At 63.4% G+C, this 23,274-nt stretch carries 20 protein-coding genes; 6 read left to right on the top strand and 14 right to left on the bottom strand.

What is annotated here, in order from left to right:
* Positions 1 to 87: 87 nt before the first annotated feature.
* The 8 genes from P9239_RS01550 to P9239_RS01585 form a co-directional block, all read right to left on the bottom strand.
* On the bottom strand, positions 88 to 810 hold the full coding sequence (locus P9239_RS01550; RefSeq protein ID WP_309748752.1) for an acetyltransferase: 723 nt from the start codon (positions 808 to 810) through the stop codon (positions 88 to 90).
* Between the two features lie 593 nt (positions 811 to 1,403).
* Positions 1,404 to 2,801 carry an OprD family outer membrane porin gene (locus P9239_RS01555; RefSeq protein WP_309748753.1) on the bottom strand — a complete coding sequence of 466 codons (1,398 nt, stop codon included), beginning with the start codon at positions 2,799 to 2,801 and terminating at the stop codon, positions 1,404 to 1,406.
* 181 nt (positions 2,802 to 2,982) lie between these two features.
* Positions 2,983 to 3,975, bottom strand: coding sequence for a murein tripeptide/oligopeptide ABC transporter ATP binding protein OppF (oppF, locus tag P9239_RS01560; RefSeq protein WP_309748754.1), 993 nt, complete (start codon positions 3,973 to 3,975; stop codon positions 2,983 to 2,985).
* The gene (locus P9239_RS01565) at positions 3,968 to 4,966 is read right to left on the bottom strand and encodes an oligopeptide/dipeptide ABC transporter ATP-binding protein (RefSeq protein ID WP_309748755.1); all 999 of its coding nucleotides are present in this window, start codon (positions 4,964 to 4,966) and stop codon (positions 3,968 to 3,970) included. Before P9239_RS01565 ends, oppF begins: the two co-directional genes overlap by 8 nt.
* Before the next feature lie 3 nt (positions 4,967 to 4,969).
* The gene (locus P9239_RS01570; protein ID WP_404980153.1) at positions 4,970 to 5,860 is read right to left on the bottom strand and encodes an ABC transporter permease subunit; all 891 of its coding nucleotides are present in this window, start codon (positions 5,858 to 5,860) and stop codon (positions 4,970 to 4,972) included.
* 10 nt (positions 5,861 to 5,870) lie between these two features.
* Positions 5,871 to 6,791, bottom strand: coding sequence for an ABC transporter permease subunit (locus tag P9239_RS01575; RefSeq protein WP_309748756.1), 921 nt, complete (start codon positions 6,789 to 6,791; stop codon positions 5,871 to 5,873).
* Between the two features lie 18 nt (positions 6,792 to 6,809).
* Positions 6,810 to 8,444, bottom strand: a complete 1,635-nt coding sequence (locus P9239_RS01580) for a peptide ABC transporter substrate-binding protein (protein ID WP_309748757.1) — start codon at positions 8,442 to 8,444, stop codon at positions 6,810 to 6,812.
* 318 nt (positions 8,445 to 8,762) lie between these two features.
* Positions 8,763 to 9,233, bottom strand: coding sequence for a VOC family protein (locus tag P9239_RS01585; protein WP_309748758.1), 471 nt, complete (start codon positions 9,231 to 9,233; stop codon positions 8,763 to 8,765).
* Between the two features lie 182 nt (positions 9,234 to 9,415).
* On the opposite strand from P9239_RS01585, the gene P9239_RS01590 reads away from it, so the two are divergent.
* The 3 genes from P9239_RS01590 to P9239_RS01600 all read left to right on the top strand — a co-directional run bounded on the left by P9239_RS01590 (position 9,416) and on the right by P9239_RS01600 (position 13,704).
* Entirely contained in the window at positions 9,416 to 10,177 is a 762-nt protein-coding gene (locus P9239_RS01590) for a glucose 1-dehydrogenase (protein WP_309748759.1), read from the top strand.
* A gap of 56 nt (positions 10,178 to 10,233) precedes the next feature.
* Complete coding sequence (ggt, locus tag P9239_RS01595) at positions 10,234 to 11,967, top strand: gamma-glutamyltransferase (protein ID WP_309748760.1); 1,734 nt, start codon at positions 10,234 to 10,236, stop codon at positions 11,965 to 11,967.
* Between the two features lie 336 nt (positions 11,968 to 12,303).
* Positions 12,304 to 13,704, top strand: a complete 1,401-nt coding sequence (locus tag P9239_RS01600) for an NCS2 family permease (protein WP_309748761.1) — start codon at positions 12,304 to 12,306, stop codon at positions 13,702 to 13,704.
* A gap of 103 nt (positions 13,705 to 13,807) precedes the next feature.
* On the opposite strand, the gene P9239_RS01605 is transcribed toward P9239_RS01600, so the two are convergent.
* From P9239_RS01605 to P9239_RS01625, 5 genes are all read right to left on the bottom strand, one after another.
* Entirely contained in the window at positions 13,808 to 13,957 is a 150-nt protein-coding gene (locus tag P9239_RS01605) for a hypothetical protein (RefSeq protein ID WP_309748762.1), read from the bottom strand.
* A 127-nt stretch (positions 13,958 to 14,084) separates the two neighbouring features.
* Positions 14,085 to 15,206 carry a M14 family metallopeptidase gene (locus P9239_RS01610; RefSeq protein ID WP_309748763.1) on the bottom strand — a complete coding sequence of 374 codons (1,122 nt, stop codon included), beginning with the start codon at positions 15,204 to 15,206 and terminating at the stop codon, positions 14,085 to 14,087.
* 84 nt (positions 15,207 to 15,290) lie between these two features.
* Positions 15,291 to 16,100 (bottom strand): ABC transporter substrate-binding protein, encoded by an 810-nt coding sequence (locus P9239_RS01615; RefSeq protein ID WP_309748764.1) that lies wholly within the window; start codon positions 16,098 to 16,100, stop codon positions 15,291 to 15,293.
* 127 nt (positions 16,101 to 16,227) lie between these two features.
* Positions 16,228 to 17,319 carry an ionic transporter y4hA gene (locus P9239_RS01620; protein ID WP_309748765.1) on the bottom strand — a complete coding sequence of 364 codons (1,092 nt, stop codon included), beginning with the start codon at positions 17,317 to 17,319 and terminating at the stop codon, positions 16,228 to 16,230.
* Positions 17,320 to 17,500: 181 nt separating this feature from the next.
* Entirely contained in the window at positions 17,501 to 17,932 is a 432-nt protein-coding gene (locus P9239_RS01625; RefSeq protein ID WP_175941681.1) for an OsmC family protein, read from the bottom strand.
* Between the two features lie 314 nt (positions 17,933 to 18,246).
* Between P9239_RS01625 and P9239_RS01630 the strand changes: the two genes are divergently transcribed.
* A complete protein-coding gene (locus tag P9239_RS01630; protein ID WP_309748766.1) occupies positions 18,247 to 19,587 on the top strand; it encodes an FAD-binding oxidoreductase in 1,341 nt (446 codons plus the stop codon).
* A gap of 125 nt (positions 19,588 to 19,712) precedes the next feature.
* A complete protein-coding gene (locus tag P9239_RS01635) occupies positions 19,713 to 20,366 on the top strand; it encodes a DsbA family oxidoreductase (protein WP_309748767.1) in 654 nt (217 codons plus the stop codon).
* Positions 20,367 to 20,590: 224 nt separating this feature from the next.
* On the opposite strand, the gene P9239_RS01640 is transcribed toward P9239_RS01635, so the two are convergent.
* Positions 20,591 to 21,463 carry a neutral zinc metallopeptidase gene (locus P9239_RS01640; RefSeq protein WP_309749589.1) on the bottom strand — a complete coding sequence of 291 codons (873 nt, stop codon included), beginning with the start codon at positions 21,461 to 21,463 and terminating at the stop codon, positions 20,591 to 20,593.
* Between the two features lie 403 nt (positions 21,464 to 21,866).
* Between P9239_RS01640 and P9239_RS01645 the strand changes: the two genes are divergently transcribed.
* Positions 21,867 to 23,273: a cytochrome ubiquinol oxidase subunit I gene (locus P9239_RS01645; protein ID WP_309748768.1), complete on the top strand. Its 1,407-nt coding sequence runs from the start codon at positions 21,867 to 21,869 to the stop codon at positions 23,271 to 23,273.
* Position 23,274 lies beyond the last annotated feature (1 nt).

Genomic DNA, 23,274 nt, shown 5'->3' on the forward strand with positions numbered 1-23,274 from the left:
CGCGCTTGCCCTGTCTCGGCAATGCTACCGGCCCAGCGCCGGGCGGTTTTTTAGTGCGCCGACGCGAGCACGCTGCGATTCGCCGGCTCAGGCAGTCGGCAGTTCGTCCATTGAAAGGCGCTTCGCGCGCTTCAGCTCAGACAGCAGCTCCAGTGCGCGCCCCTCGTCGCTGGTCAGATCCGCGAGAAAGGCTTCATTGTTCTCCTTGATCCATGGCAGTGGCATGTCCCACCAAGCCAACTCCAGAAGAGATTCGCGTACTTTCTCAGGGAATCGGAATCTGACGAGACGCGCGGGTGAACCCACGTAGATACCATAAGGCTCGCTTCGAAAATTCGGCGGAACAACGGTTCGCGCCCCGATCACGCATCCGCTCTCTACAATGCTACCGCCGAGAAAGAGCGCCTCATCGCCGATCCATACATCGTTGTGAATGATGGTGTCGGCGTACTGCGGTGGTGCGGCATTTCGCAATCCATTGCCGTACACGCTGAACATTGCCATGGAGATGGTTCTAGTTTCGTGCTGTCCATTCAGCAAAAAGCGCAACCTGAGACCGCCGGCGACAAAGTTGCCAATAGTGAGGTTCTGAACTCCCGCGTCGTACTTGGCGATTGAACCCACTCCAAGCCCAGAGCATCGACCGATGCGAAACGTTCCCACCTTTGCCTCTTCGTCGAGCCAATCCCTAAAGAAGTTGTTGGGGATGAAAGAAAGAGCGCCGTCACGATACGTCAGTATGATGAAGTGCTTTGCCAACGGATGATCCGCGGAGATTCCAATACAGTCGTCCGATGTCGTTACGTTCATCTTTTTCCAATCTCCAAGCGCCGCTTGATCAGTGCCATGCGGGACGCGCTCGATTATTCAGAAACCCGCCCGTCGGGCTTCATGCACGATCGATATTAGCTTGGCTAGCCTCCTCTTTAACCTGCGAAAAGAGCCGGTTTCTGCCGCTTCCTCAGCAGTAAGACAGGCAATCGCACCGTGTACGTAGTTCGAGGACTTGAGCAGCGAGGCGGCGGAGGCACTTCGCACGCTTTGCAAGCGCGGCGATCGACCACAGGGGCACCCGCTCTAGCTCACGCGGGTTTGTCGCATGTCGCGCAGTGGGCACCTCGGCTATGTAAAACCGGTCATCTGATCACGCCACCGGGCGCCCGGCCCGTGTTTGTCGCGCCACTGCTCGCGCACTTTTCAACGGATGGATGTGCGCGATTGAGGCGCTTATTCGCGCGGAAGGACGCTGTGGCAGATCGTCGATCGAGAAAATCGTTTCGTATATACGCTTGACGATCATGAGAGCTTAGTCAGAGTCGTCGGACGTCACTCGCCGACAAACTCTAAGCTGAAGCTCTCTATAGAAAGCGTGGCCGGCAGCAGCCTGCCACGCACGCCGTTCCTCAAAACACATTAAACGGCATATTTACCATTAGCCGGTAAATGTCGCTCGAGCCGTCCGAATAGTACTTGCTGCCTTGGTGGTGCATGTAATAGAACTTGACCGACGTGTTCTTGAACTTGCCGTCCGGCACGGTGTAACTCGGAATAATGCCGAATTCGTGGTGCGTGCCATGCACGGGTTCGCCATTCACGATGTAACTGCTCGCGTTCGCGGTGCCGCTATTGGCCATGGCGCTGCCGTCGGCGCCCCAACCATAGGCGACCCATGTCGTCACCTTGAACCCGGGCACGCCGTAGTCCTTCAGATTCAGCGAATACGAGAGGCTCACGGACTTTTCATGCGGCTGGTTGTAATCGACGTCGAGCGAATTGGACAGATAATCGCCGCCCGACTCGTGCATGTAGTCGAACATTTGATTGCCGAGTATCTGCTGGAAAGCAAACTGCAGCGTATGCGCGCCATGCGTGCCGGCGAGCGCCAGGCTATAGGCGTTGTTGTTGATCGGACCTTGACGCTCGTCGCCGATGGCGCCCGTGTAGTAATAGTTCAGCGCGCCCGTCCAGCGCACCGACTTCGCGTCGCCAATACTTTGCGTCGCCGAAAGATAGTACTGCTGCCACACGTTATTCGCGACGCTGCCGTACAGCGTGACCGCCGTGTCGTCGCCGCGCGTCCAGTCGCCGCCGAAGTACGTGAATTGCGACACGTGCTTGCCGCCATACTCCGTCGAGAGCCCCGTTACGGTCGTCATGCCGCGCGAGATTACGCCGTCCACCGTGCCGGCCTTCAGCGTCAGGTTCTTGAACTCGTCGCTCACGAGCGAGAAGCCGCGATATGTCGGCGGCAACGCGCGATTGTCGTGCGGCACGAGGAACGGGTTGTCGAAAAGTTGCTGACCGTATTTGAGCACCGTGTTCGACGCGCGCGCCTTCACGTCCCACACGCCCGGATATGCCCACGCAAGCTGGTTTGCGCCGCCGCCGTCCGTGCCCACGTGTACGCGAGTGCCCGCGCCCTTGCCGCCGTTCAGCTTGAACGCGCCGAACATCGACACATCGCCGCCGAGCCCGATCAGCCCGCGCGTGAAACCGGATTCGAACACGGCCTGCGCGCCGAGCACCCACGCGTCTTTCTTCTCTGCACCCTTCGGCTCAAAATGTTCCGTAAAAGATCGGGCGAGCACATTGAAATGCGAATCCTCGATGAAGCCCTTCGACTTCGCCTGATTGCTCACCGGCGCATCCGCTTCGGTATTGGGCGGCGAACTCGGAACCGCTTCGGTATGGCGGGAAGGCGGTTCGGTATCGGCCTCCTGGCCATATGCCGCAACGTTCGCGGCCATGATGCCGCTGAAAAGCAGTATCGAAAGTGCGACTGAAAGTTTTTCTTTTTTCACGAAAAGTATCTCCAAACAACTGACTCAACCTGCGGACTGCATAAATCAACTTCGAAAATCGACGGCCGCAAGAAGCCGTGCCCGGCTACCGAAGCGGTCGGGACACGCAACGCGGTTTCTGCGACAAACTAGCGCTTAGGCTTCCTACGGATAATGGGCGTGTTTCACGGCACCGGGTGCGTCAGGCGAAGAAACACGCGGCCCAATCGCCGTTATCGAGCGCGCGCAATGCCGGCGTTTCTATCGCGCACCGCGCCTGCGCCATCGGGCAACGCGTATGGAACACGCAGCCGGAAGGCGGATCGATAGGACTCGGAATATCGCCCGACAGAATCTGCACCGTCTTGCCGCGTTCGATGGCCGGATCCGGAACCGGCACCGCCGACAGCAGCGCACGCGTGTACGGATGACGCGGCGTGTCATAAAGCGTCTCTTTGTCGGCAAGCTCCATCACGCGGCCGAGATACATGACCATCACGCGATCCGAAATGTGGCGCACTACCGCCAGATCGTGCGCGATGAAAATCAGCGAGAGCTTCATTTCCGCCTGCAACGACTTCAGCAGATTGACGATCTGTGCCTGAATGGAGACGTCGAGCGCGGAAACCGGCTCGTCGCAGATCACCAGCTTGGGCTCGACGATCAGCGCCCGTGCGATCCCGATGCGCTGGCACTGCCCGCCCGAAAACTCGTGCGGATAACGGTTGATCATGTGTTCCCGCAGGCCGACCTTCGTCATCATCGCGCGCACGCGAGCTTCCCTTTCCTGCTTGCCGATTCCCGGGCGATGCTCCGTCAACGGCTCTGCGATGATCTGCCCGACCGTCATGCGCGGATCGAGCGAGGCCAGCGGGTCCTGAAAGATCATCTGCACGTCGGCGCGCAGCGCGTGCCAGTCGCGCTGCGACGCGCCGGTGAGCTTCGAGCCCATCCACACGATCTCGCCGCTGGACGGTGGAATGAGATTCAAAATGGCGCGGGAAAGAGTCGACTTGCCGCAGCCGGATTCGCCGACCACGCCGAGCGTTTCTCCCGCACGAAGGTCGAAGCTCACGCCGTCGACGGCCTTGAGCGTGCGAGACGGCGCCCACGGCAGGCGGCTCTTTGCCTTCACCTGGAAATGTACGCGCATATCGCGTACGGAAAGAAGGGTCGATGCCTTCGCGTCAGCCATGGATTGCCTCCCGATAGCGCGTCTTTAGCGCATCGACGGGCCGATGGCACGCGCGCAGCCAATGCGCGCCGTCCACCGCAGCGAGCGCGGGCGCGCGCTCGGCGCACTCGGCGGACGCATCGGCGCAACGCTCGTGGAATGGACAGCCCGCCGGCGGGTGCGCCATGTTGGGCGGATTGCCCGGAATGCCCGTCAGTTCGCCGCCCTGCTGATCCAGCCGCGGCAACGCGCGCAGCAAGCCGATGGTGTACGGATGCGAGGGCTTCGCGAACAGCGTGGCCGCGTCGCACCGCTCCATCACGCGGCCGCCGTACATGACCATGACTTTTTCGCACAGGCCGGCGACCACGCCGAGATCGTGCGTGATCAGCACGATGGAGGTGCCGAAATCCCGCTGCAAATCGCGCAGCAGTTGCAGCACCTGCGCCTGCACGGTGACGTCGAGCGCGGTGGTCGGCTCGTCCGCGAACAGCACTTCGGGCTCGCACAAGAGCGCCATCGCGATCATCACGCGCTGCCGCATGCCGCCCGACAACTCGTGCGGATACTGTCCGATGCGATGCGCCGCCTCGGGAATGCGCACGGCTTCGAGCATGGCGATCGCCCGCTTCTTGGCCTCGCGGCGCGTCATGTTCTTGTGCAATTCGAGCACTTCAGTCATTTGCCGCTCGATGGTCAGGTACGGGTTGAGCGAGCTCATCGGGTCCTGAAAGATCATCGAGAGGCGGTTGCCGCGAATACGGTTGAGCGCCTTGGCCGGCATGCCGAGCAGATTCTCGCCGCGATACATCGCGCGCCCGCTTGCGCGCCCGTTCGACGCCAGCAGCCCGAGGATCGCAAGCACGGTCTGGCTTTTGCCCGAGCCGGATTCGCCGACGATGCCAAGCGTTTCGCCCTCTTCCAGTGCGAAGCTCACGCCGTCGACCGCGCGGACGGTAGCTTCGTGCGTCGTAAATTCGACGCGCAGATCGTTGATTTCGACTAGCGACATGGCTCACCTGTCCTTCGGATCGAGCGCATCGCGCAGCCCGTCGCCGACAAAATTGATGCAATAGAGCGTCACCGACAGCAGCCCGGCTGGGAAAAGCAGAATCCACGGCGACGCTTCCATCACGCCGACGCCGTCCTGAATCAGGACGCCCCAACTCGTCATCGGCTCCTGCACGCCGAGCCCGAGAAACGACAGCACCGACTCCGTGAGAATGACGCCCGGCACGGTCACGGTCGTATATATCGCGACGATGCCGAGCAGATTCGGCACCACATGCCGCGCGATGATGCGCCGTGTCGGCACGCCGATGGCGCGCGCCGCCTCTACGTATTCCTTCGAACGGATGGCGAGCGTCTGCCCGCGCACCACGCGCGCCATGTCCATCCACGAGAACACGGTGATGGTCAGCACGACGAGATAGAACGCGCGGCCGAGCAGCGTCACCATCAGAATGGCGATAAGCAGGTACGGGATTGCGTACATCATGTCGACGAAGCGCATCATCGCGTTGTCCACGCGTCCGCCGATGAAGCCCGCAATCGCGCCCCACACGATGCCGAGCGTCACCGAAGTGAGCGTGGCGAGCGCGCCGATCATGAGCGATACGCGGCCGCCCACGAGACAGCGCACGAGCAGGTCGCGGCCCGTTTCGTCGGTGCCGAAAAGGTGCCAGTTTGCAAATGTCGGCGGCACGCTCATGGCGTTCCAGTCGGCGGAATCGAACGCGTTCGGAAGCAGCCAAGGTCCGGCGATGCACGCGAGCGTAATGGCCGCCAGCAGTGCGACACTCACGACCGCCGCCTTGTTGCGCAGAAAGCGCGCGCGGGCGTCCTGCCACGGACTGCGGCCCGCGACGGCCTGTTCGAGCATCGGCGTCAGAGAAGCAGATATCATCGTGCGCCCCTCAGTAACGAATCTTCGGATCGAGCCACGCGTAGGCGAGATCGACCAGCAGGTTGAGCAGCACGGCCACGAACGTGACGAGCACGACGAGACCGAGCACGAGCGTGTAATCGCGATTGGCCGCGCCGTTCACGATCAGCTTGCCGATGCCCGGCAGCGAGAACACGGATTCCGTGACGACGGCCGCCGTGATAGACGCAATCGCGAGCGGCCCGATCACGGAGACAACGGGAATAAGCGTCGGCTTGAGGGCGTGGCGCAGCACGATGGTCCGCATCGGCAGGCCCTTCGCACGGGCGGTGCGAATGTACGGCGTGTTCATCACTTCGATCAGGCTCGCGCGCGTGACGCGGCCGACCGTCGCGACGTTGATCATCACGAGCAGCGCCACCGGCAAGACCATGTAGCGCACGTCAGAGCCGTTCCAGCCGCCCGCCGGCAGCCATCTGAGGCCGATGGCGAAAACGAGGATCAGCACCGGGCCGATGACGAACGACGGAAACGCGTTGCCCGCGTTGCTGACGAGCATGAGCGCGTAATCCGCGAGGCTATTGCGCCGCAGCGCCGCGCCCGCGCCCAGCAGCACGCCGATGACGATAGCCAGCGCCATCGACACGCCGCCGATCGTCAGCGACACCGGCAGCGCGCGCAGCACCAGTTGATTCACGCTCCAGTCGGCATAGCGGAACGACGCGCCGAGGTCGCCGTGCAACAAGCCGTCGAGGTAGAGCACATACTGCTTCCACAACGGCTCGCCCAAGTGATACTTCGCCTGCAGGTTCGCGAGCACTTCAGCGGAGACCTTGCGCTCGCCGTCGAACGGACCGCCGGGCGTGGCGTGCAGCAGCAGATAGCAGACCGTCACGACGATCAGGAGCGTCGGCAGCGTGAGCAGTACGCGACGCAGGGCATATGACCACATGAAAGCGCGTCCTTCTCGTCAATGCTTGACGATATAGAGGTCCTTACTGCCGTAGTGGTCCATTGGATTCTTCAGCGAATAGCCGCCCACAGTGCTGCGCACGAGCCGCGGCAGGCCATATTGCAAGAGCGGCAGCATCGGATAGTCGTCCATCACGAGCTTGGCCGCTTCGGTCAGCAGTTGCTTGCGCTTGATCGCGTCTGTCGTCTCGCTTGCCTGCTTGACGAGCGCGTCCGCCTTCGGATTGCAGTTGAAGTTGTCGTTTTGCTCCGACTTGCACTGCACGAGCGTGAGGAAGGTCGTGGCGTCGTTGTAGTCCGCCACCCAGCCGTTGCGCGCAATCTGATAGTCGCCGTCATGGCGCTTCTTGAGCAGCACCTTGAACTCCATCGATTCAATGTCGGTGGCAAGGCCGAGCTTCGTTTTCCATTCCGACGCCGCGAAGATCGCCATCTTCTTGTTGTAGTCGCTCGTGTTCATCGCGAAGCGCAGCGTCGTGCCCGGCTTCACGCCCGCCTGTTCGAGCAGTTTCTTCGCTTTGGCAACGCGCTTGTCCATGGGCCAGTTCGCCCATTCGTAGGCCGATACGTCCGCGCCGCTCACGCCCTTCGGCAGCAGGCCGTAGCTCGGCGTCTGACCGTCGGCGGTCACGCGCTGCGCGAGCAGATCGCGGTCGATAACCATGGAGAGCGCCTTGCGCACGCGCACGTCTTTCAAGAGCGGATCGCGATTATTGAAGCTGTAATAGCGCGTGCCGAGAATCAGCGAGTTGCGGATATCGTTCGGGAACTGCTGACGGTACTTGGCGTAGGTGCCGGTCGGCAGTTGATACGTCATGTCGTTCTCGCCGGACTGAAAGAGCTTGACGTCCGTGTTCTCGTCCTCGACCGGCAAGTACGTGACTTTCGTCAACTGGACGTGCTCCTTGTCCCAGTAATTTAGGTTCTTGACGAGCACGAGCTTGCTGTTGACCTGCCAGTCCTTCAACTGGAACGGTCCGTTGCTCACGAGATTGCCCGGCTTCGTCCACTCCTTTCCGAACTTCTCGACGGTCGCGCGATGCACCGGCCCGAGGTTCGGATTCGACATGAGTTCCGGCAGGAACGGAACCGGGCCCGATGTCTTGACTTCGAGCGTGGCCGCGTCGACAGCGCGCACGCCGAGCGCGCTCGCCGGCTTCTTGCCCGCGACGATCTCCGCGCCGTTCATCAGGAATGGGCCGAAAACGCTCGCGTAAGACGACGCCGTCTTCGGATCGATGAAACGCTCGCAGCCGTAGACGAAATCGTTCGCGGTCAAGGCGTCGCCGTTGGACCAGCGCGCGTTCTTGCGCAGATGAAAGATCCACGTCGTCGGGTCCTTCTGCTCCCACTTTTCGGCGACGCCGGGGACGACCGCGCCGTCACCGTTGGTCGCGGTCAGCCCTTCAAAGAGATCCCGCGCCAGATTCGCCGCGCCGACCGATTCGACGAGCGCCGGATCGAGCGTCTCCACTTCGGACCCGTTGTTGCGCACCAGTTCCTGCTTCGCGGCAAGCGTCACGCCGGGCGGCACGATGGCGGCGAAAGCGGGCATCGCTGCAAACAACAATGCGGTTCCGGCGGCGGCGACGGCTGCGCGATGAAAAGAACTGAAAGCGGCGAATGACTTCATCGGATTCCTTTTGTCTCGTTGTATTGCTTGTTTTTTGAATGCTTCGCGTGCCGCCAGTTTTAGCGACCAACGACTAAACGTACAGCGGTGTAACGCTCAGGCCAACTAATTACTGGCGAACCATGCACAGAACAGTTCCCAGCGCTTATCGTGGTGCTTGATGACTGCCAGCGAGTATTTCGCATCGGTCCGGCAGATGCCACCCGCAACCGCACTTGATGACGAAATTTTTCGAAATATCGCCCGAGCGAGCAATTGGAATCGGTGTCACAAGGCGGGCGTCGTCGCGCAGACTGCGGCGGGGACGCCCGCCGCGGATCACGCGCCGCCGAAAAGACGTTCCGCGCGCGAGCGCAACTCCTCGGGCGATACGTCTTCCTTATGGGTCGCAATCCACCATAGGTGGCCGAACGGATCGCGCAGCTTGCCGCCACGGTCGCCGTAGAATTGGTCTTCGACCGGCCGGACAATGGTCGCGCCCTCGTCGACGGCGCGCTGCACCACGGCATCGACGTCTTCCACGTACAGATGCAGCATCACCGGCGTGCCGCCGACCGCCAGCGGGCCTCGCACGTCCATTTCCGGGAACTCGTCGCTGAGATAGAACGGATTCCCGCCGATCAGCAATTCTGCATGCCCGACGCGCCCGCCCGGCTCCTGCATGCTGAAGACTTCGGTGGCGCCGAACGCCTTCTTGTAGAAGTCGATGGCCGCGACGCCGCCCGCCACCGCAATGTACGGAATCACGCCGTGACGGCCTTCGGGAATGGGATCGACTGGTGAACTCATGGATGCCTCCATAGATCAGCAAGGGTTAGCGGACGCCGCATGTGCCGCGGCGCCGCACTTCAGATGGTGCCGGTTTTGGGCGAGCGCCGCAAAGCGCGGCCATGTTGCCCTTAACAAGTTTTCACCGTTCGCTTCATACTCTCGATCGAAGCACGTCCACTTTCCCATCAAACGGAGCACTCATGCACGATCTGAAAGGCAAGTCGATTCTCATCACCGGCGCGAGCACGGGCATCGGCGCGGCGGCGGCCCGCGCGTTCGGGCGTTACGGCGCGAATGTCGCCGTCCACTACAACAGTTCGAAGGACCAGGCCGAGGAAGTCGCGAAAGACGTGCGCGCGCTCGGCGTGAGCGCGATCACCGTCGGCGCGGACGTGCGCGATTCCAAGGCGATCGTGGCCGTCGTCGCGCAAACGGTCGATGCGTTCGGCAAGATCGACGTGCTCATCAACAACGCCGGCAGCCTCGTGAAGCGCGAGCCGCTCGAAAGCGCGACCGACGAACTCTTCGACGACATCATCAACATCAATGCGCGCTCGGTCGTCGCGTTCACGCGGGCGGCGCTCCCTTCGTTGCGCTCGGGCGGCGGCGGTTCGATCATCAACGTGACATCGGTGGCCGCGCGCAACGGCGGCGGTCCGGGCGCGCTGCTGTACGCGGCATCGAAAGGTTTCGTCAGCACCATCACGAAGGGCATGGCGAAGGAGTTTGCCGCCGACCGCATTCGCGTGAACGCCGTCGCGCCCGGCGTGATCGGCACGCCGTTTCACGACCGCTTCTCGACGCCCGAGCAGCTCGAATCTTTCCGCAAAGCGATCCCGATGGGCTACATCGGCGAGGCGGACGATTGCTCGGGCGCGTTCCTGTACCTCGCATCCGAGGCGATGTCGCGCTACGTGACCGGTCAGATCATCGACGTCAACGGCGGCCAGTTGATGCCGTGACGCGGGCCGGGCGTGCTATAAGGCGCTAGTTCATACCAGAAAGGAGGATGCAGGAGATGCCGTTGAAACAGCAACATCGCTTTCGGTCTCTCGCGCTGACAGCCGCTGCTGTCGCCGCGTTCAGCGTGGCCGGCTTCGTCGAAACGTCGCCGGCCTATGCGAAGACAGCGGACACGCAGCCGCAGGTGTTGACGGCGTCCGCCGTCGCCGTCGCGGACAAATACGCCGCCGATACGGCCGAGCAGATCTTCAAGCAAGGCGGCAACGCGGTCGATGCGGCGGTGGCCATCGCGTTCACGCTCGCGGTCACGTATCCGGAAGCAGGCAATATAGGCGGCGGCGGGTTCATGACGCTCTATGTGGACCATCGGCCGTATTTCCTCGACTATCGCGAGCGCGCGCCGATTTCCGCGACGCGCAACATGTATCTCGACGACAAGGGCGAAGTCATCAAGGGCATGAGCCTGTACGGGCATCGCGCGGTCGGCGTGCCGGGCACGGTCGAAGGTATGTGGGAAGCGCAGAAGCGTTTCGGCAAGCTGAAGTGGAAGCAGGTGCTCGCGCCCGCGATCCGGTATGCGGAGAACGGTTTCGTCGTCGACGATCAATTGATCGAGCGGCGCGACCGCGCGTCGAAGGACTTTGCGGGCAAGACGAACTTCGACCTCTACTTCGGCAGCATGAAGGCGGGCGAAGTCTTCAAGCAGCCGGATCTGGCGGACACGCTGCAGCGCATCTCCGACAAGGGCGCCAAAGGCTTCTATCAGGGCAAGACCGCCGAGCTGATCGCCACGTCCATGACCGGGCACGGCCTCATTACCGCGCGCGATCTCAAGGAGTACAAGGCGGTCTGGCGGCAGCCGGTGGTCGCGAGCTGGAACGGCTATCGCGTGATCACCGCGCCGCCGCCTAGTTCGGGCGGCGTCGGCCTCGTGCAGTTGCTGAAGATGAAGGCCGACCTGAAGGACAAATTCGACGGCGTGCCGCTGGACTCCGCGCAGTACATCCACCTCGTCGCGGAGATCGAGAAGCGCGTATTCGCCGACCGCGCGCAGTATCTCGGCGACCCCGACTTCTACAAGGTGCCGGTCGCGCAGTTGATCGACGACGACTACATCCTCAAGCGCGCTCAGGAAGTCAATCCGGACGCGCCGTCCGATACGAAGAGCGTGCAGCCGGGCCTCGGCACGTCGATGCCCGAAAAGGCCGAGACGACGCACTTCTCGGTCGTCGACAAGTGGGGCAACGCGGTGTCGAACACGTACACGATCAACGGCTACTTCGGCGCGGGCGTGATCGCGGAAGGCACGGGCGTCGTGCTGAACGACGAAATGGACGACTTCTCGGCGAAACCGGGCGTAGCGAACATGTTCGGCGTCGTGGGCAGCGATGCGAACGCCATCGCGCCGCGCAAACGCCCGCTTTCGTCGATGACGCCGACTATTCTCACGAAGGACGATCAGGTCGCGATGGTGATCGGCACGCCGGGCGGATCGCGCATCTTCACGTCGATCTTTCAGGTGCTCTCGAACGTGTACGACTTCCAGATGCCGCTGGCGGAAGCAGTCGGCGCGACGCGCTTTCACCATCAACTGCTGCCGCCGAACACGATCTATCAGGAGCCGTTCCATCAGCTCGATCCGGAGGCCGTGAAGCAGTTGCAGGCGAAGGGCTACACCTTTTCGATGCAGGGCTTCAACGGCGACATTCAGGCGATCCGCATCAAGGACGAGACGCCCGAGCCGATGTCCGACCCGCGCGGGCGCGGCGTGTCGCGTGTGATTCAGTGACGTCCGCGCTTGCGCTTTCACGCTGAAAGCGCCGCGCCCCGGCCCGGACTAGGCGTTTGCCCTAGTCCGGGGTCCACGCCTTGCGCGCCGAAGCCCGTCCCGCGCGGGATTCTCAGAAATATAAGAATGCCGGCATGAGCGGCATGTTTCGCGCGGGATTGGACCGGGCGTGTCCTTCACCTAGTCTCTGTCCTGACCGAGTGCATCCATGCGCCGCTGTGCGCGACGCACGCGGCCCATCCAGAACTACATACGAGACGACCCTGACGACAGACCGCAGTGCGCATCGACGCGCGCACGGACATCTGTTTCAGCGTGCTGATAAAGGAGCAGCTCATGTTGGAATCCCCCGCCCAGCAGCTTGGCGATATCGCGCCCGTCGACCGGGAACACGACGTTCAGACGGTCAGCGGCGGCGCGCTCGATCACTACTTCGGCATATCGCGATCCGGCAGCACGCCTAAACGCGAAGTCGTGGCCGGCGTCACGACCTTCCTCGCGATGGTCTATTCCGTCTTCGTCGTGCCGGGCATGCTCGGCAAGGCGGGCTTCGACACCAGTGCGGTGTTCGTCGCCGTGTGCCTCACGACCGCGTTCGGCTCGCTTTTGATGGGCGTGTGGGCGCGTTTGCCCATTGCCATCGGCTGCGCCATTTCGCTGACCGCGTTCACCGCGTTCGGTCTCGTGCTCGGCAAGGGGTTGTCGCCCGCCATCGCGCTCGGCGCGGTGTTCCTGATGGGCGTCGTGTTCACGGCCATTTCCGTGACCGGCGTGCGTTCCTGGATTTTGCGCAATCTGCCGACGGGCGTCGCGCACGGCACGGGCATCGGCATCGGGCTCTTTCTGCTCCTGATCGCATCGAACGATGTGGGCCTTATCGTGAAAAATCCCGCGCCCGGCATGCCGGTCTCGCTCGGTCACATCACGGCGCTGCCCGTGTTGATGTCCGTGGCCGGACTCGCGGCGATCTTCGGTCTGGAGCGCCGGCGCGTGCCGGGCGGCATCCTGCTGGTGGTGATCGGGCTCTCCGCGATCGGCCTCGTCATCGACCCGTCCGTGCGCTTTCATGGCGTGTTCGCGTTGCCGTCGCTCTCGGCGCCGGGCCATGCGTCGCTGATCGGCGCAATGGATATCAAAGGCGCGCTCTCGATGGCCGTCCTGCCGAGCGTGCTGGCGCTCGTGATGACCGCCGTTTTCGACGCCACCGGCACGATCCGCGCGGTCGCGGGCCAGGCGGGGCAAATCGACGCGAACGGGCGCATCGTGAACGGCGGCCGCGCGCTGACGGCGGATTCCATCAGTTCCATTTTCTCCGCGTGCTTCGGCGGTGCGCCGGCGGCGGCGTATATCGAATCGTCGGTGGGCGTGGCCGCGGGCGCGAAGACGGGGCTGGCGGCGAGCGTCGTCGGCGTGCTTTTTCTGGCGGTGATGTTCCTGTCGCCGCTCGCGAGCCTCGTGCCCTCTTACGCGACCGCGCCCGCGCTGATGTACGTCGGTCTGCTGATGCTCGGCAATGTCGCGAAACTGCACATGGACGACACCGTAGACACGATGTCCGGCCTCGTCTGCGCGGTGTTCATCGTGCTGACGGCGAATATCGTGACGGGCATCATGCTCGGCTTCTGCACGCTCGTGATCGGGCGCGTGGTGGCGGGCGAAATCCGCAAGCTGAACGTGGGGACGGTGGCGATTGCGATTGCGCTCGCGGTGTTCTATCTGGGCGGCTGGGCGATCTGAAAGCGGCCCGCTGAAACGACAAAACCCCGGAAGCGAACGCTTCCGGGGTTTTGTCCGATGCTACTGCTCGTGCCTTTGACCGGGCGTGAGGCCGATACTTGGCTTACTTGCGGCGATACGATTCGACGAGGATCTCGCAGTTCTGCAGATGCAGTTGCAGGGCGCGGTTCCACTCGCGACGCACCGCAGCCTTCGCCGCGCGCATCCACGAACCGAACGAAACGAGCAAAGATTGTTGAGCGGTGGTTTTCATGAGTGTCTCTCAGGGAAAGTAGCTAGGGGATAACCCTAACTATACGCTTTTCATGCTGCATTGCAACTAAATCTCAAAAAAGCTACACCGATTTGTGGCGCGCGACCGGTCGCTTTTTCCGGTTTTATCACTGCACCAGCAGATCGCCGTGACGCAGTGGTCCGTCGCCTGCAATCCGCGCGACGAGCATCCCCGTTGTTGCGAAACGCGTCCAGTGGCGCGCGTACAGCACGCCCTCGGTCTGCGCGATAAGCGGAACGAGCCGGTCCTGGAGCGGATCGAGGATGTCGGCGATCGTCTCCCCTGTGCCCACCCGCTCGCCCAATCGGCGCCGATGCAGAATCACGCCCGACACCGGCGCATGGATGTACTCGCATCCAGCGAGCGGCGTCGCGGCGTGACGAAGCGGCGGCGGCTCGGGCGCATCGCCAGCGACAAATCCCGCGTGCGTCAGATAGTCGATGATCGCCTGCGCATCGTGCGCTGCCGTCTCGTGCGACACATCGCGCACGCCGCGCAGTTCGAGCGTCACCGGCGTGACGCCCATCGGAATCGGGAAACGCGTGCCGAACGCATCGCGAAGGAAACGCCACGCCGATGTGCAGGCTTCGTCGAACGGCTCGCCGCCCGACACGTCGGCCAGCAACTGCGCCTCGCTGCCGAGATAGCGCGCGAGCGGCTCCACGGCGGGCCACGCAGCCGGCGTCGTATAGAGATGCGCGACGGCTTCCCAGTCGCAATGCAGGTCGATCACGAGATGCGCGTCGCACGCAAGGCGCATCAGCGCGATGCGTTGTGATTCGAGCTCGGTTGCGCCTTCGCTCGCGGCGAAATGGCGGCGCAGCGCGGCGCGGATCAAAGCGGCGTTGTGCGTGCCGTCGTTCGTCAGGCGGCCGTCGAGTCGCTGCGCCAGTTCGGGGCCGGGATCAGGAAAGCGCCGGTTGAAGTCGTGTCCGGACTGCATGTCGAAGCGGCCCATGTGCGCGCCGAACCAGTGCTGATTCAGTCCGGCGGGGTTCGCCACGGGCACGAGGACAATGCGCGCATTGAGCCTGCCCGCCGCCTCCAGTTCGGCGAAGCGCCGCTTCAGCATCCACGCGACGACCATGCCGGGCAACTCGTCGGCATGCAGCGAAGCCTGGATATAGACCTTCGGCGCGGTCTCGTCGGCGGGACCGAACGAATAACTTCTAATCGCGCGCCGGGTGCCGAGCGCGGCGCCGACGAGCGGGTGATCGTGAATCTGCATCGCGTCTGGCCTTCGAAACTGTCGGGCAAAAACAAAAGGCACCGCGAACGATGCCTTTCGAGCGGTTAGACGACGCCCAAGCGGTTATTGAATCGACACGTCCGTCGCGAAGTACTTGGCCATGATGCGCTTGAAAGTGCCGTCCTTCTTGATGGCGTCGAATGCCTGATTCAGGCCCTTCTGCAGATCGGCGTCGCCCTTGCGCAGGCCGATGGCCGTGCCCGGACCGATGATCGCCTTGTCCTCGACAATCGGACCGACGAGCGCAAACGGCTTGCCTTGCGGCTTCTTCAGAAAGCCGATGGCGGCCTGTGCCGCGTCCGTGAACATGGCGTCGATGCGGCCCGCGACGAGGTCGCCTTCGACCTGTTCCTGATCGCCGTAAGCGACGACCGTCACGCCTTGCGGTTCCCACTTCGCCTTCGCGTAGCGTTCCTGCACGGTTCCCTGCTCCACGCCCACGCGCTTGCCCTTGAGCGCCTGCGCCGTCGGCAGAATGCCCGAGCCCGCGCGCGCGACGAGTTGCGCGTGGGTGTCGTAGAGCGGCTGCGTGAAGTCGATCTGCTTCAGGCGTTCTTCGGTGATGCCCATGTCGGAGAGCACGGCGTCGAACTTGCGCGCTTTCAGGCCGGGAATCATGCCGTCGAAATTGTTCTCGACCCAGACACACTTGACCTTCATCTGCGCACACAGGGCGTTGCCGAGATCGATATCGAAGCCGACGAGCTTGCCGTCAGGCTGCTTCGACTCGAACGGCGGATACGACGGATCCACGGCGAAGCGAATTTGCGTAATGTCCTTCGCGTGCGCGGAGAACGAGGCGGCGGTGAGTGCGGCGAGCATCGCGCGCAGAGCGAACGATGCGGACTTGCTGACCAACTTCTTCTGCGACATTCCAATCCTTCGAGACTTGCGGTGAGTGCTGGCGCGCTCGCGACGGCGTTCGCGTGCTGCGCGAATGCGGGCGTAGCGCGCGTTGAACCCTTTCGGGAAAACCCTGAATGGTAGCAAACGCGACGCGTCACGGCACGACAGAAAGGAACAGAAACGCCGCGAAAATGACGAGATGCACGACGCCTTGCAGCACCGTCGACCGGCCTGTGCCGAGCGTGATCACGGAGACGAGTAGCGTGAGCGCAAGCATCGTGATTTCCTTCGGCGCGAGGCCGAGTGCGATGGGCTGGCCGATCGCGATCGACACCACGGCCACCGCCGGGATCGTCAGCCCGATGCTCGCGAGCGCCGAGCCGAGCGCGAGATTCAGGCTCGTCTGCAAGCGGTCGAGCCGCGCGGCGCGCAGCGCAGCGAAGCCTTCGGGCAGCAGCACGAGCGCGGCAATCACGACGCCGACAACCGCTTCGGGCGCACCCGCCGCCGCCACGCCCGCTTCGACCGCCGGCGATAGCAGCTTGGCGAGCCCGACCACCGCGACGAGCGACAGCATTAGCAACGCGAGCGCGGCCCACGCTTGGGCGTTCGTCGGTGGCGGGGCGTGCGGGCCGTCGTCGGCGGCATCGGGCGACGTCGCCTTCGGCGCGAACGGCAAGAAGTAATCGCGATGGCGGATGGTCTGCACGAAGACGAACACGATGTACAGCACAAGCGACACTACGCCGACGAAGACGAGTTGCGACGTCGAGAGCGCCGGGCCTGCGACCGTGCTCGTGAAGTTGGGCAGCACCAGCGTCAGCACGGAGAGTGCGCACAGAATGGCGAGCGCCGCGCTCGCGCCCTGCAGTTGAAAGTCTTGCACGTGATGCCGCAAGCCGCCCAGCAGCAGGCACAACCCGACGATGCCGTTGCCGCAGATCATGATCGCGGCGAACACGGTATCGCGCGGCAGCGCCGCTTTCTCAGGTCCGCCCGAAAGCATCACGGAGACGATCAGCGCCACTTCGATGACCGTCACCGCGACCGCGAGCACCAGCGTGCCGAACGGCTCCCCGACCCGATGCGCGACGACCTCGGCGTGATGCACTGCAGCGAACACGGCAAACGCCAGCGCGACCGCCGCCAGCGCCGTCAACAAGGCGCCGTGGATGAGCGCCGCCGCGCCGAGCACGATAAGCGCGAGAATCGGCGCAATGGCAGTCCAGTCGAGCTTGAGTTTCATCGGCGCTCCGGGCGGATCGGGTGAAGGGATCGCCGGCAAGCGGGCGGAAAGCGCCTCGCGAACGGCGATAGACCATCGGCATGATAGCGGGCGGACAGCGCGCCGACGATGACATGCAGTGCCGCGACACAAAACGAAACGGACGGCGAAAGCCGTCCGCGATGTCCCGCTCAGCGACGAATCACGACTCGAGTTCGGCGTTCAGCGTGATCTTGGCGTTGCCGGCAAAGAGCTTCGATACCGGACAGCCTTCCTTCGCCGCCTGCGCGGCTTTGTCGAACGCGGCCTTGTCTGCGCCGGGGATCTTCGCCTTCAAATCGAGCTGGCACGACGTGATGGTGAAGCCTTCGCCATCCTTCTCGAGCGTCACCGTCGATTTCGTTTCGAGGCTTTCCGCCTTCATGCCCGCCTGTTCGAGTTGCAGCGAGAGCGCCATCGTGAAGCAGCCGGCGTGCGCCGCGCCGATCAGCTCTTCGGGGTTCGTGCCCGGACCTTCTTCGAAGCGCGACTTGAATCCATACGGCGCTTCGTTCAGCACGCCGGTTTGCGTCGAGATGAAACCCTTGCCGTCCTTGATGCCGCCGCTCCATTTAGCCGATGCAGTCTTTTGCACGAGAGTTCTCCATGAAGATGGTTTCAGTTGCGTTCGACCGGGCGCTTTCGCCCCGCGTGGCTCACCGCGCACGGCGCGCCCGGTCTCGATGACGCTTGTCGATAGACGCGTCGCGCGGCAAGCGCCTCGCGAAGCATCGGGTCCATCGTAGCGGATCGAGGCTCGTGACGCAGAGAGTGCGCCGACGCACGACTTTTGTTCATATGGCGAGCCGCCGCCGATTCCCTTAGGATGCTTGCCTCGTCCATTTCATCGGCACATTCACAGCATGGATGCACTTGCACGACCCGCCGCAGCCCGAGGAGCGGCCTAGCATGGGACCGCCGACCGAACGCATCGCCGAAGACCGAGTGCTGCCAGAACGCGTGGATGTCGTTGTCGTGGGCGGCGGCGTGATCGGCATCAGCACGGCGCGCTTCCTTGCCGAGAAAGGTCTTTCGGTCGCCGTGTGCGAGAAGGGACACGTAGCGGGCGAGCAGTCGAGCCGCAACTGGGGCTGGTGCCGCGCGACGCACCGCGACTTGCGCGAACTGGAACTCAGCCTCGAAAGCCTGAAGCTGTGGCGTCGCATGGACGCGGAACTGGGCATCGACAGCGGCTATCGCGAATGCGGCATCTTGTATGCCGCCGACGACGCCCACGCCCTCGCCGATCATGAAGCGTGGCTCGCGCGCGCTATCGCCAAAGTCGGCCGCGAGGCGCTGGATTCGCGCATCGTGTCCCCCGAGGAAACCGCCGCGCTGATGCCGGGCGCCGTGCGGCGCTTCGCGGGCGGCATCTACACGCCGAGCGACGGCCGCGCCGAACCGCAGCGCGCCGTGCCTGCAATGGCCGCCGCGTTGCGCGAACGCGGCGTCAAGATCGCGATGCCGTGTGCGGTGCGCGGCGTCGAAACGAGCGGCGGCGCGGTGAGCGGCGTCGTCACGGAATACGGCCGGATTCGCTGCGACAGCGTGGTAATCGCGGGCGGCGCGTGGACGAGGCTTTTCGCGGGGAACCTCGGCGTAGACGTGCCCCAATTGATGGTGCGTTCCTCGGTCGTGCGCACGGCGCCGCTGCCGGACGGCCCCGAAGTGAGCGCTTGCAACCAGTCGGTCGGCTATCGCAAGCGGCTGGACGGCGGCTATTCGATTGCCAACGCGTTTCGCAGCTATAGCGACATTACGCCCGACAGCTTTCGTCTCTTCGGCAAGTTCCTGCCTGCGCTCAAAAGTCAGCTCGGGTCTATCAAGCTCAGTTTCAACGCGCGCTTCTTCGAAGAATTGCGCCGCCCGCGCCGCTGGCCGCTCGACCGGCCAACGGTCTTCGAACAGGTGCGCACGCTCGATCCAGCGCCGGTCGAAGCGTTCAACCAAACGGCGCTGGCTGAATTCCGCGCGATATTCCCGTCGCTCGCGCAGCTGACGGTGGAACAGGCGTGGGCCGGTTATATCGACGTGACGCCGGATGCGGTGCCCATCATCTCGGGCGTCGAGCGCGTGCCGGGACTCTTCATCGGCACGGGATTCTCCGGACACGGCTTCGGCATCGGTCCGGGCGCGGGCAAGTTGATGGCCGATATCGTGGCCAATGACGCGCCGCTCGTCGATCCGCACGCGTTCCGACTGTCGCGCTTCTTCGACGGCAGCAAAATCGAGATCGACGGCGGCTTCTGAGCCTGCGCGGCGCCAGGCGGCCGGCGCGGCGGGCGGCGGCACGCGCTAACATAGCGGCTTCGCGGTCGACGCCGGCTCGCTAGAGCAGGCGAACGCCGCCGCACTTCATCGGTTCCGAGGCTTTCATGGCATCCACGCCCCTTTTGTTCATCGACGTCTGGTCGGACTTCGTCTGCCCGTTCTGCTATCTGGAAACGCCGGTGCTCGACCAGTTGCGCAATGCTTACGGCGACGCGGTCGAGATTCGCTGGCACGCGTTCGAATTGCGTCCGGAACCCGCGCCGCTGCTCGATCCGAACAGCGATCACATCGCGGAATCGTGGGAAAAGTCGGTGCGCCCGCTCGCCGACGAGCGCGCGCTGCTCATGCGCCAGCCGTCCGTCGCGCCGCGCAGCCGCAAGGCGTTCGAGACGGCGCTTTTCGCGCGTGAGTCGGGCCGCTACGACGTCGTGCATCGCGCGATTTTCAAGGCGTACTTCGAAGAAGGCATCGATATCGGCGATACCGACGCGCTGCTGGACATCGCCGCGACCTGCGGTGTCGATCCCGAACTGCTCGAGGAATCGCTCGACGACGGGACCTACACGGACCTTGTCATCGAAGACGAAGAATTCGCGAAAAAGATCGGCGTGACCGGCGTTCCGTTCGCCGTGTTGTCGCGCGAACCCGCGCCAGGGCAGGAGCCGCCCCCGCCTATCGCGCTGCGGGGCGCCGCGCCAGTGCAGCACTTCGAAGCCGCTATCGAACGGCTCTTTCCCGACGGCTTTCCCGGCAGTTGAGCCGATGCGCCCGTGAGAGCCGGCTCGCAGTGGTGCTCGGCCGTGAATGGCTTCAGCGTGTTATGCGCATAATGCAGCACTTCGAAGCCGCTAGCGAAAGGCTCTTTTCCGATGGCTTTCCCGGCAGTTGAGCCGATGCGACCGCTGGGAGTCGGCGAGCAGCCGTACTCGGCCGTGAGTGGCACCGGTGTTATGCGCATAAATTGGGCTGAGTGCGCGAGGGGTTATAACCCCTGCGCGGAGAACGTATCACACTGCCGCACATCCCCCGTGGACATCCCCCGCCGCAGCCACCGCTGCCGTTGCGCACTCGTCCCGTGCGTGAAGGCTTCCGGCACCACGCGCCCTTGCGTTTCCTGCTGCAATCGATCGTCACCAATGGCCCCGGCCGCATTCAAACCCTGCTCGAAGTCTCCCGGTTCGATCAGCTTTGCATTGTCGCGTTGAGCGACGGCCGCCCAGACGCCGGCGAAGCAATCGGCCTGTAGCTCCACGCGCACAGACAACGCATTGGCCTGCTCACGCGACATCCGCGCACGCGCACGGTCCACCTTGTCAGAAATGCCCATTACGTTTTGCACGTGATGCCCCACCTCGTGCGCGATCACATACGCCTGTGCAAAGTCGCCGCCCGCGCCGAAACGGTCGCGCAGTTCGCGGTAAAACGACAAATCGATATACACCTTCTGGTCAGCCGGACAGTAGAACGGTCCCATCGCCGCTTGACCCATGCCGCACGCCGTCTGAGTGCCACCCGAAAACAGCACGAGCTTGGGCGCCGGATAGTCCTGATTGAACTGCGTGCGGAAGATGTGCTCCCACGTGCGCTCCGTATTGCCGAGGACACGACGCACGAAGACCGCGCCCGCATCGTTGGCGGGCGGGGCATCGCTGGGCGCGGCCTGGCGTTGCGGCGCGTTGCCGTGCAGGACCTGCGCGCCGTTGATGATCGTCATCGGATTGATGCCGAAAAAATAGGACGCCGCCAGCGCGACGATGATCGTCCCGATCCCGATCGAGCCGCCGCCAATGCTGAATCCGCCGGACCCGCGCCGGTCTTCGACGTTCTGACTCTCCGCTTCATCATCGAGGCGCATGTTCTTTTCTCCGTTATGGTCGCGCGTCGCGCGCTGCTCACTAAAGCGATTATCGTACCCGCGCCCGCACCTTTCTCTACGCGGGCGGTCCGTCAAAGTTCGTCCGCGCACTTCTACGCGCACGCATTGCCCAATGTCCGGCGCCGCGCGTGATGCAGTGCGGTCGATTGTCGCGACAATGCCAGCGCGCGTCTGGCGCCGCGTGAGATGCGGCATCTCGAAAACCTTGGCGAATCAAGCGTCTGAGCGCGTCGAAGCTCCGAAACTGCGGCATTTGCGCGCAAGCGTCCTTCGCTGACGCAGCGCAACACGCCGCACGATTGAGCGCTACGCTCTGCCCGTCATCAAAGCAAATCGAAACACGGCCGGCTCGGCCGCAACACGCAACGTAGCAGACGTCATCATGCAATCGACTCCTGAAGCACTCGATCTGGCGCGAATACAGTTCGCGTTCACCGTATCGTTTCATATCATCTTTCCGGCGCTTTCCATCGGGCTCGCGAGCTTCATCGCCGTGCTCGAAGGCGCGTGGCTCAAAACCGGCAAGCCGGTCTACAAGGAACTGTGTCTCTTCTGGTCGAAGGTCTTCGCGGTCGCCTTCGGCATGGGCGTGGTGTCGGGCGTCGTCATGGCCTACGAATTCGGCACCAACTGGGGCGGGTTCTCCAGTTTCGCCGGTCCGGTCACCGGCCCGCTTCTGACCTACGAAGTGATGACCGCGTTCTTCCTCGAAGCGGGCTTCCTCGGCATCATGCTATTCGGCTGGAACAAGGTCGGCCCGAAGGCGCACTTCGGCGCGACGCTGATGGTCGCCATCGGCACGCTCATCTCGACGTTCTGGATTCTCGCCTCCAACAGCTGGATGCAGACGCCGCAAGGCTTTCGCATCGAAGGCGATCACGTGGTGCCGGTCGACTGGTTCGCGATCATCTTCAATCCGTCGTTCCCGTATCGGCTCGCGCACATGGCGATTGCCGCGTTCATCGTGGCAGCGCTCGTCGTCGCGGCAACGGGCGCATGGCATCTGCTGAAGGGCCGGCGCGATCCGGCGATCAAAAAGACGTTCTCGATGGCGCTGTGGCTGCTGCTCGCGCTGACGCCGATTCAGGCGTTCGTCGGCGATGCGCACGGCCTCAACACGCGCGAATACCAGCCGGCGAAGATCGCGGCGATAGAAGGCATTTGGGACACGGAAAAAGGCGGCACCGCGCTGAACGTGTTCGGCATTCCGGACATGCAAGCCGAGACCACCAAATACGCGGTTCAGATTCCTCATCTCGGCAGCCTGATCCTCACGCATAGCTGGGACGGCGAAATCCGCGGCCTGAAGTCTTTTCCGAAGGACCAGCGGCCCAATTCGACGATCGTATTCTGGAGCTTTCGCGTGATGGCGGGCCTCGGCGTGCTGATGATCCTGATGTCGGTGGCCGGTTGGCTGCTGCATCGCAAGCGCAAGTTGTTCGACGCGCGCTGGTTTCATCGCTTCGCGCTCTTCATGGGCCCGACCGGCTTCATCACGCTGCTCGCGGGCTGGGTCACGACCGAAGCCGGCCGCCAGCCATGGGTGGTCTACGGTGTGATGCGCACAGCCGACGCCGTGTCGCCCGTCACGGCGCAGCAAGTCGGCGTGTCGCTGCTCGCGTTCGTGGTCGTGTACACCATCGTCTTCGGCACGGGCATCTATTACCTGCTGAAGCTGCTGCGCCACGGGCCCGCGCTACCCGGCGAGACGCCGCACACGCCGGGCTTCTCGGAAGGCACCGCGCGCCGCCCGCTTTCCTTGCCCAGTCAGTCCATAGAAGGAGCATGAC

The organism is Caballeronia sp. LZ062, assembly GCF_031450785.1.
GTDB lineage: Bacteria > Pseudomonadota > Gammaproteobacteria > Burkholderiales > Burkholderiaceae > Caballeronia.

Coding starts and splice junctions, on each gene's coding strand:
- P9239_RS01635 (WP_309748767.1), top strand. CDS start 19,713: ATGGCATCCACGCCCCTTTTGTTCATCGACGTCTGGTCGGACTTCGTC.
- ggt (WP_309748760.1), top strand. CDS start 10,234: ATGCCGTTGAAACAGCAACATCGCTTTCGGTCTCTCGCGCTGACAGCC.
- P9239_RS01580 (WP_309748757.1), bottom strand. CDS start 8,444: ATGAAGTCATTCGCCGCTTTCAGTTCTTTTCATCGCGCAGCCGTCGCC.
- P9239_RS01630 (WP_309748766.1), top strand. CDS start 18,247: ATGGGACCGCCGACCGAACGCATCGCCGAAGACCGAGTGCTGCCAGAA.
- P9239_RS01605 (WP_309748762.1), bottom strand. CDS start 13,957: ATGAAAACCACCGCTCAACAATCTTTGCTCGTTTCGTTCGGTTCGTGG.
- P9239_RS01620 (WP_309748765.1), bottom strand. CDS start 17,319: ATGAAACTCAAGCTCGACTGGACTGCCATTGCGCCGATTCTCGCGCTT.
- P9239_RS01600 (WP_309748761.1), top strand. CDS start 12,304: ATGTTGGAATCCCCCGCCCAGCAGCTTGGCGATATCGCGCCCGTCGAC.
- P9239_RS01610 (WP_309748763.1), bottom strand. CDS start 15,206: ATGCAGATTCACGATCACCCGCTCGTCGGCGCCGCGCTCGGCACCCGG.
- P9239_RS01615 (WP_309748764.1), bottom strand. CDS start 16,100: ATGTCGCAGAAGAAGTTGGTCAGCAAGTCCGCATCGTTCGCTCTGCGC.
- P9239_RS01575 (WP_309748756.1), bottom strand. CDS start 6,791: ATGTGGTCATATGCCCTGCGTCGCGTACTGCTCACGCTGCCGACGCTC.
- P9239_RS01645 (WP_309748768.1), top strand. CDS start 21,867: ATGCAATCGACTCCTGAAGCACTCGATCTGGCGCGAATACAGTTCGCG.
- oppF (WP_309748754.1), bottom strand. CDS start 3,975: ATGGCTGACGCGAAGGCATCGACCCTTCTTTCCGTACGCGATATGCGC.
- P9239_RS01640 (WP_309749589.1), bottom strand. CDS start 21,463: ATGCGCCTCGATGATGAAGCGGAGAGTCAGAACGTCGAAGACCGGCGC.
- P9239_RS01550 (WP_309748752.1), bottom strand. CDS start 810: ATGAACGTAACGACATCGGACGACTGTATTGGAATCTCCGCGGATCAT.
- P9239_RS01565 (WP_309748755.1), bottom strand. CDS start 4,966: ATGTCGCTAGTCGAAATCAACGATCTGCGCGTCGAATTTACGACGCAC.
- P9239_RS01585 (WP_309748758.1), bottom strand. CDS start 9,233: ATGAGTTCACCAGTCGATCCCATTCCCGAAGGCCGTCACGGCGTGATT.
- P9239_RS01570 (WP_404980153.1), bottom strand. CDS start 5,860: ATGATATCTGCTTCTCTGACGCCGATGCTCGAACAGGCCGTCGCGGGC.
- P9239_RS01590 (WP_309748759.1), top strand. CDS start 9,416: ATGCACGATCTGAAAGGCAAGTCGATTCTCATCACCGGCGCGAGCACG.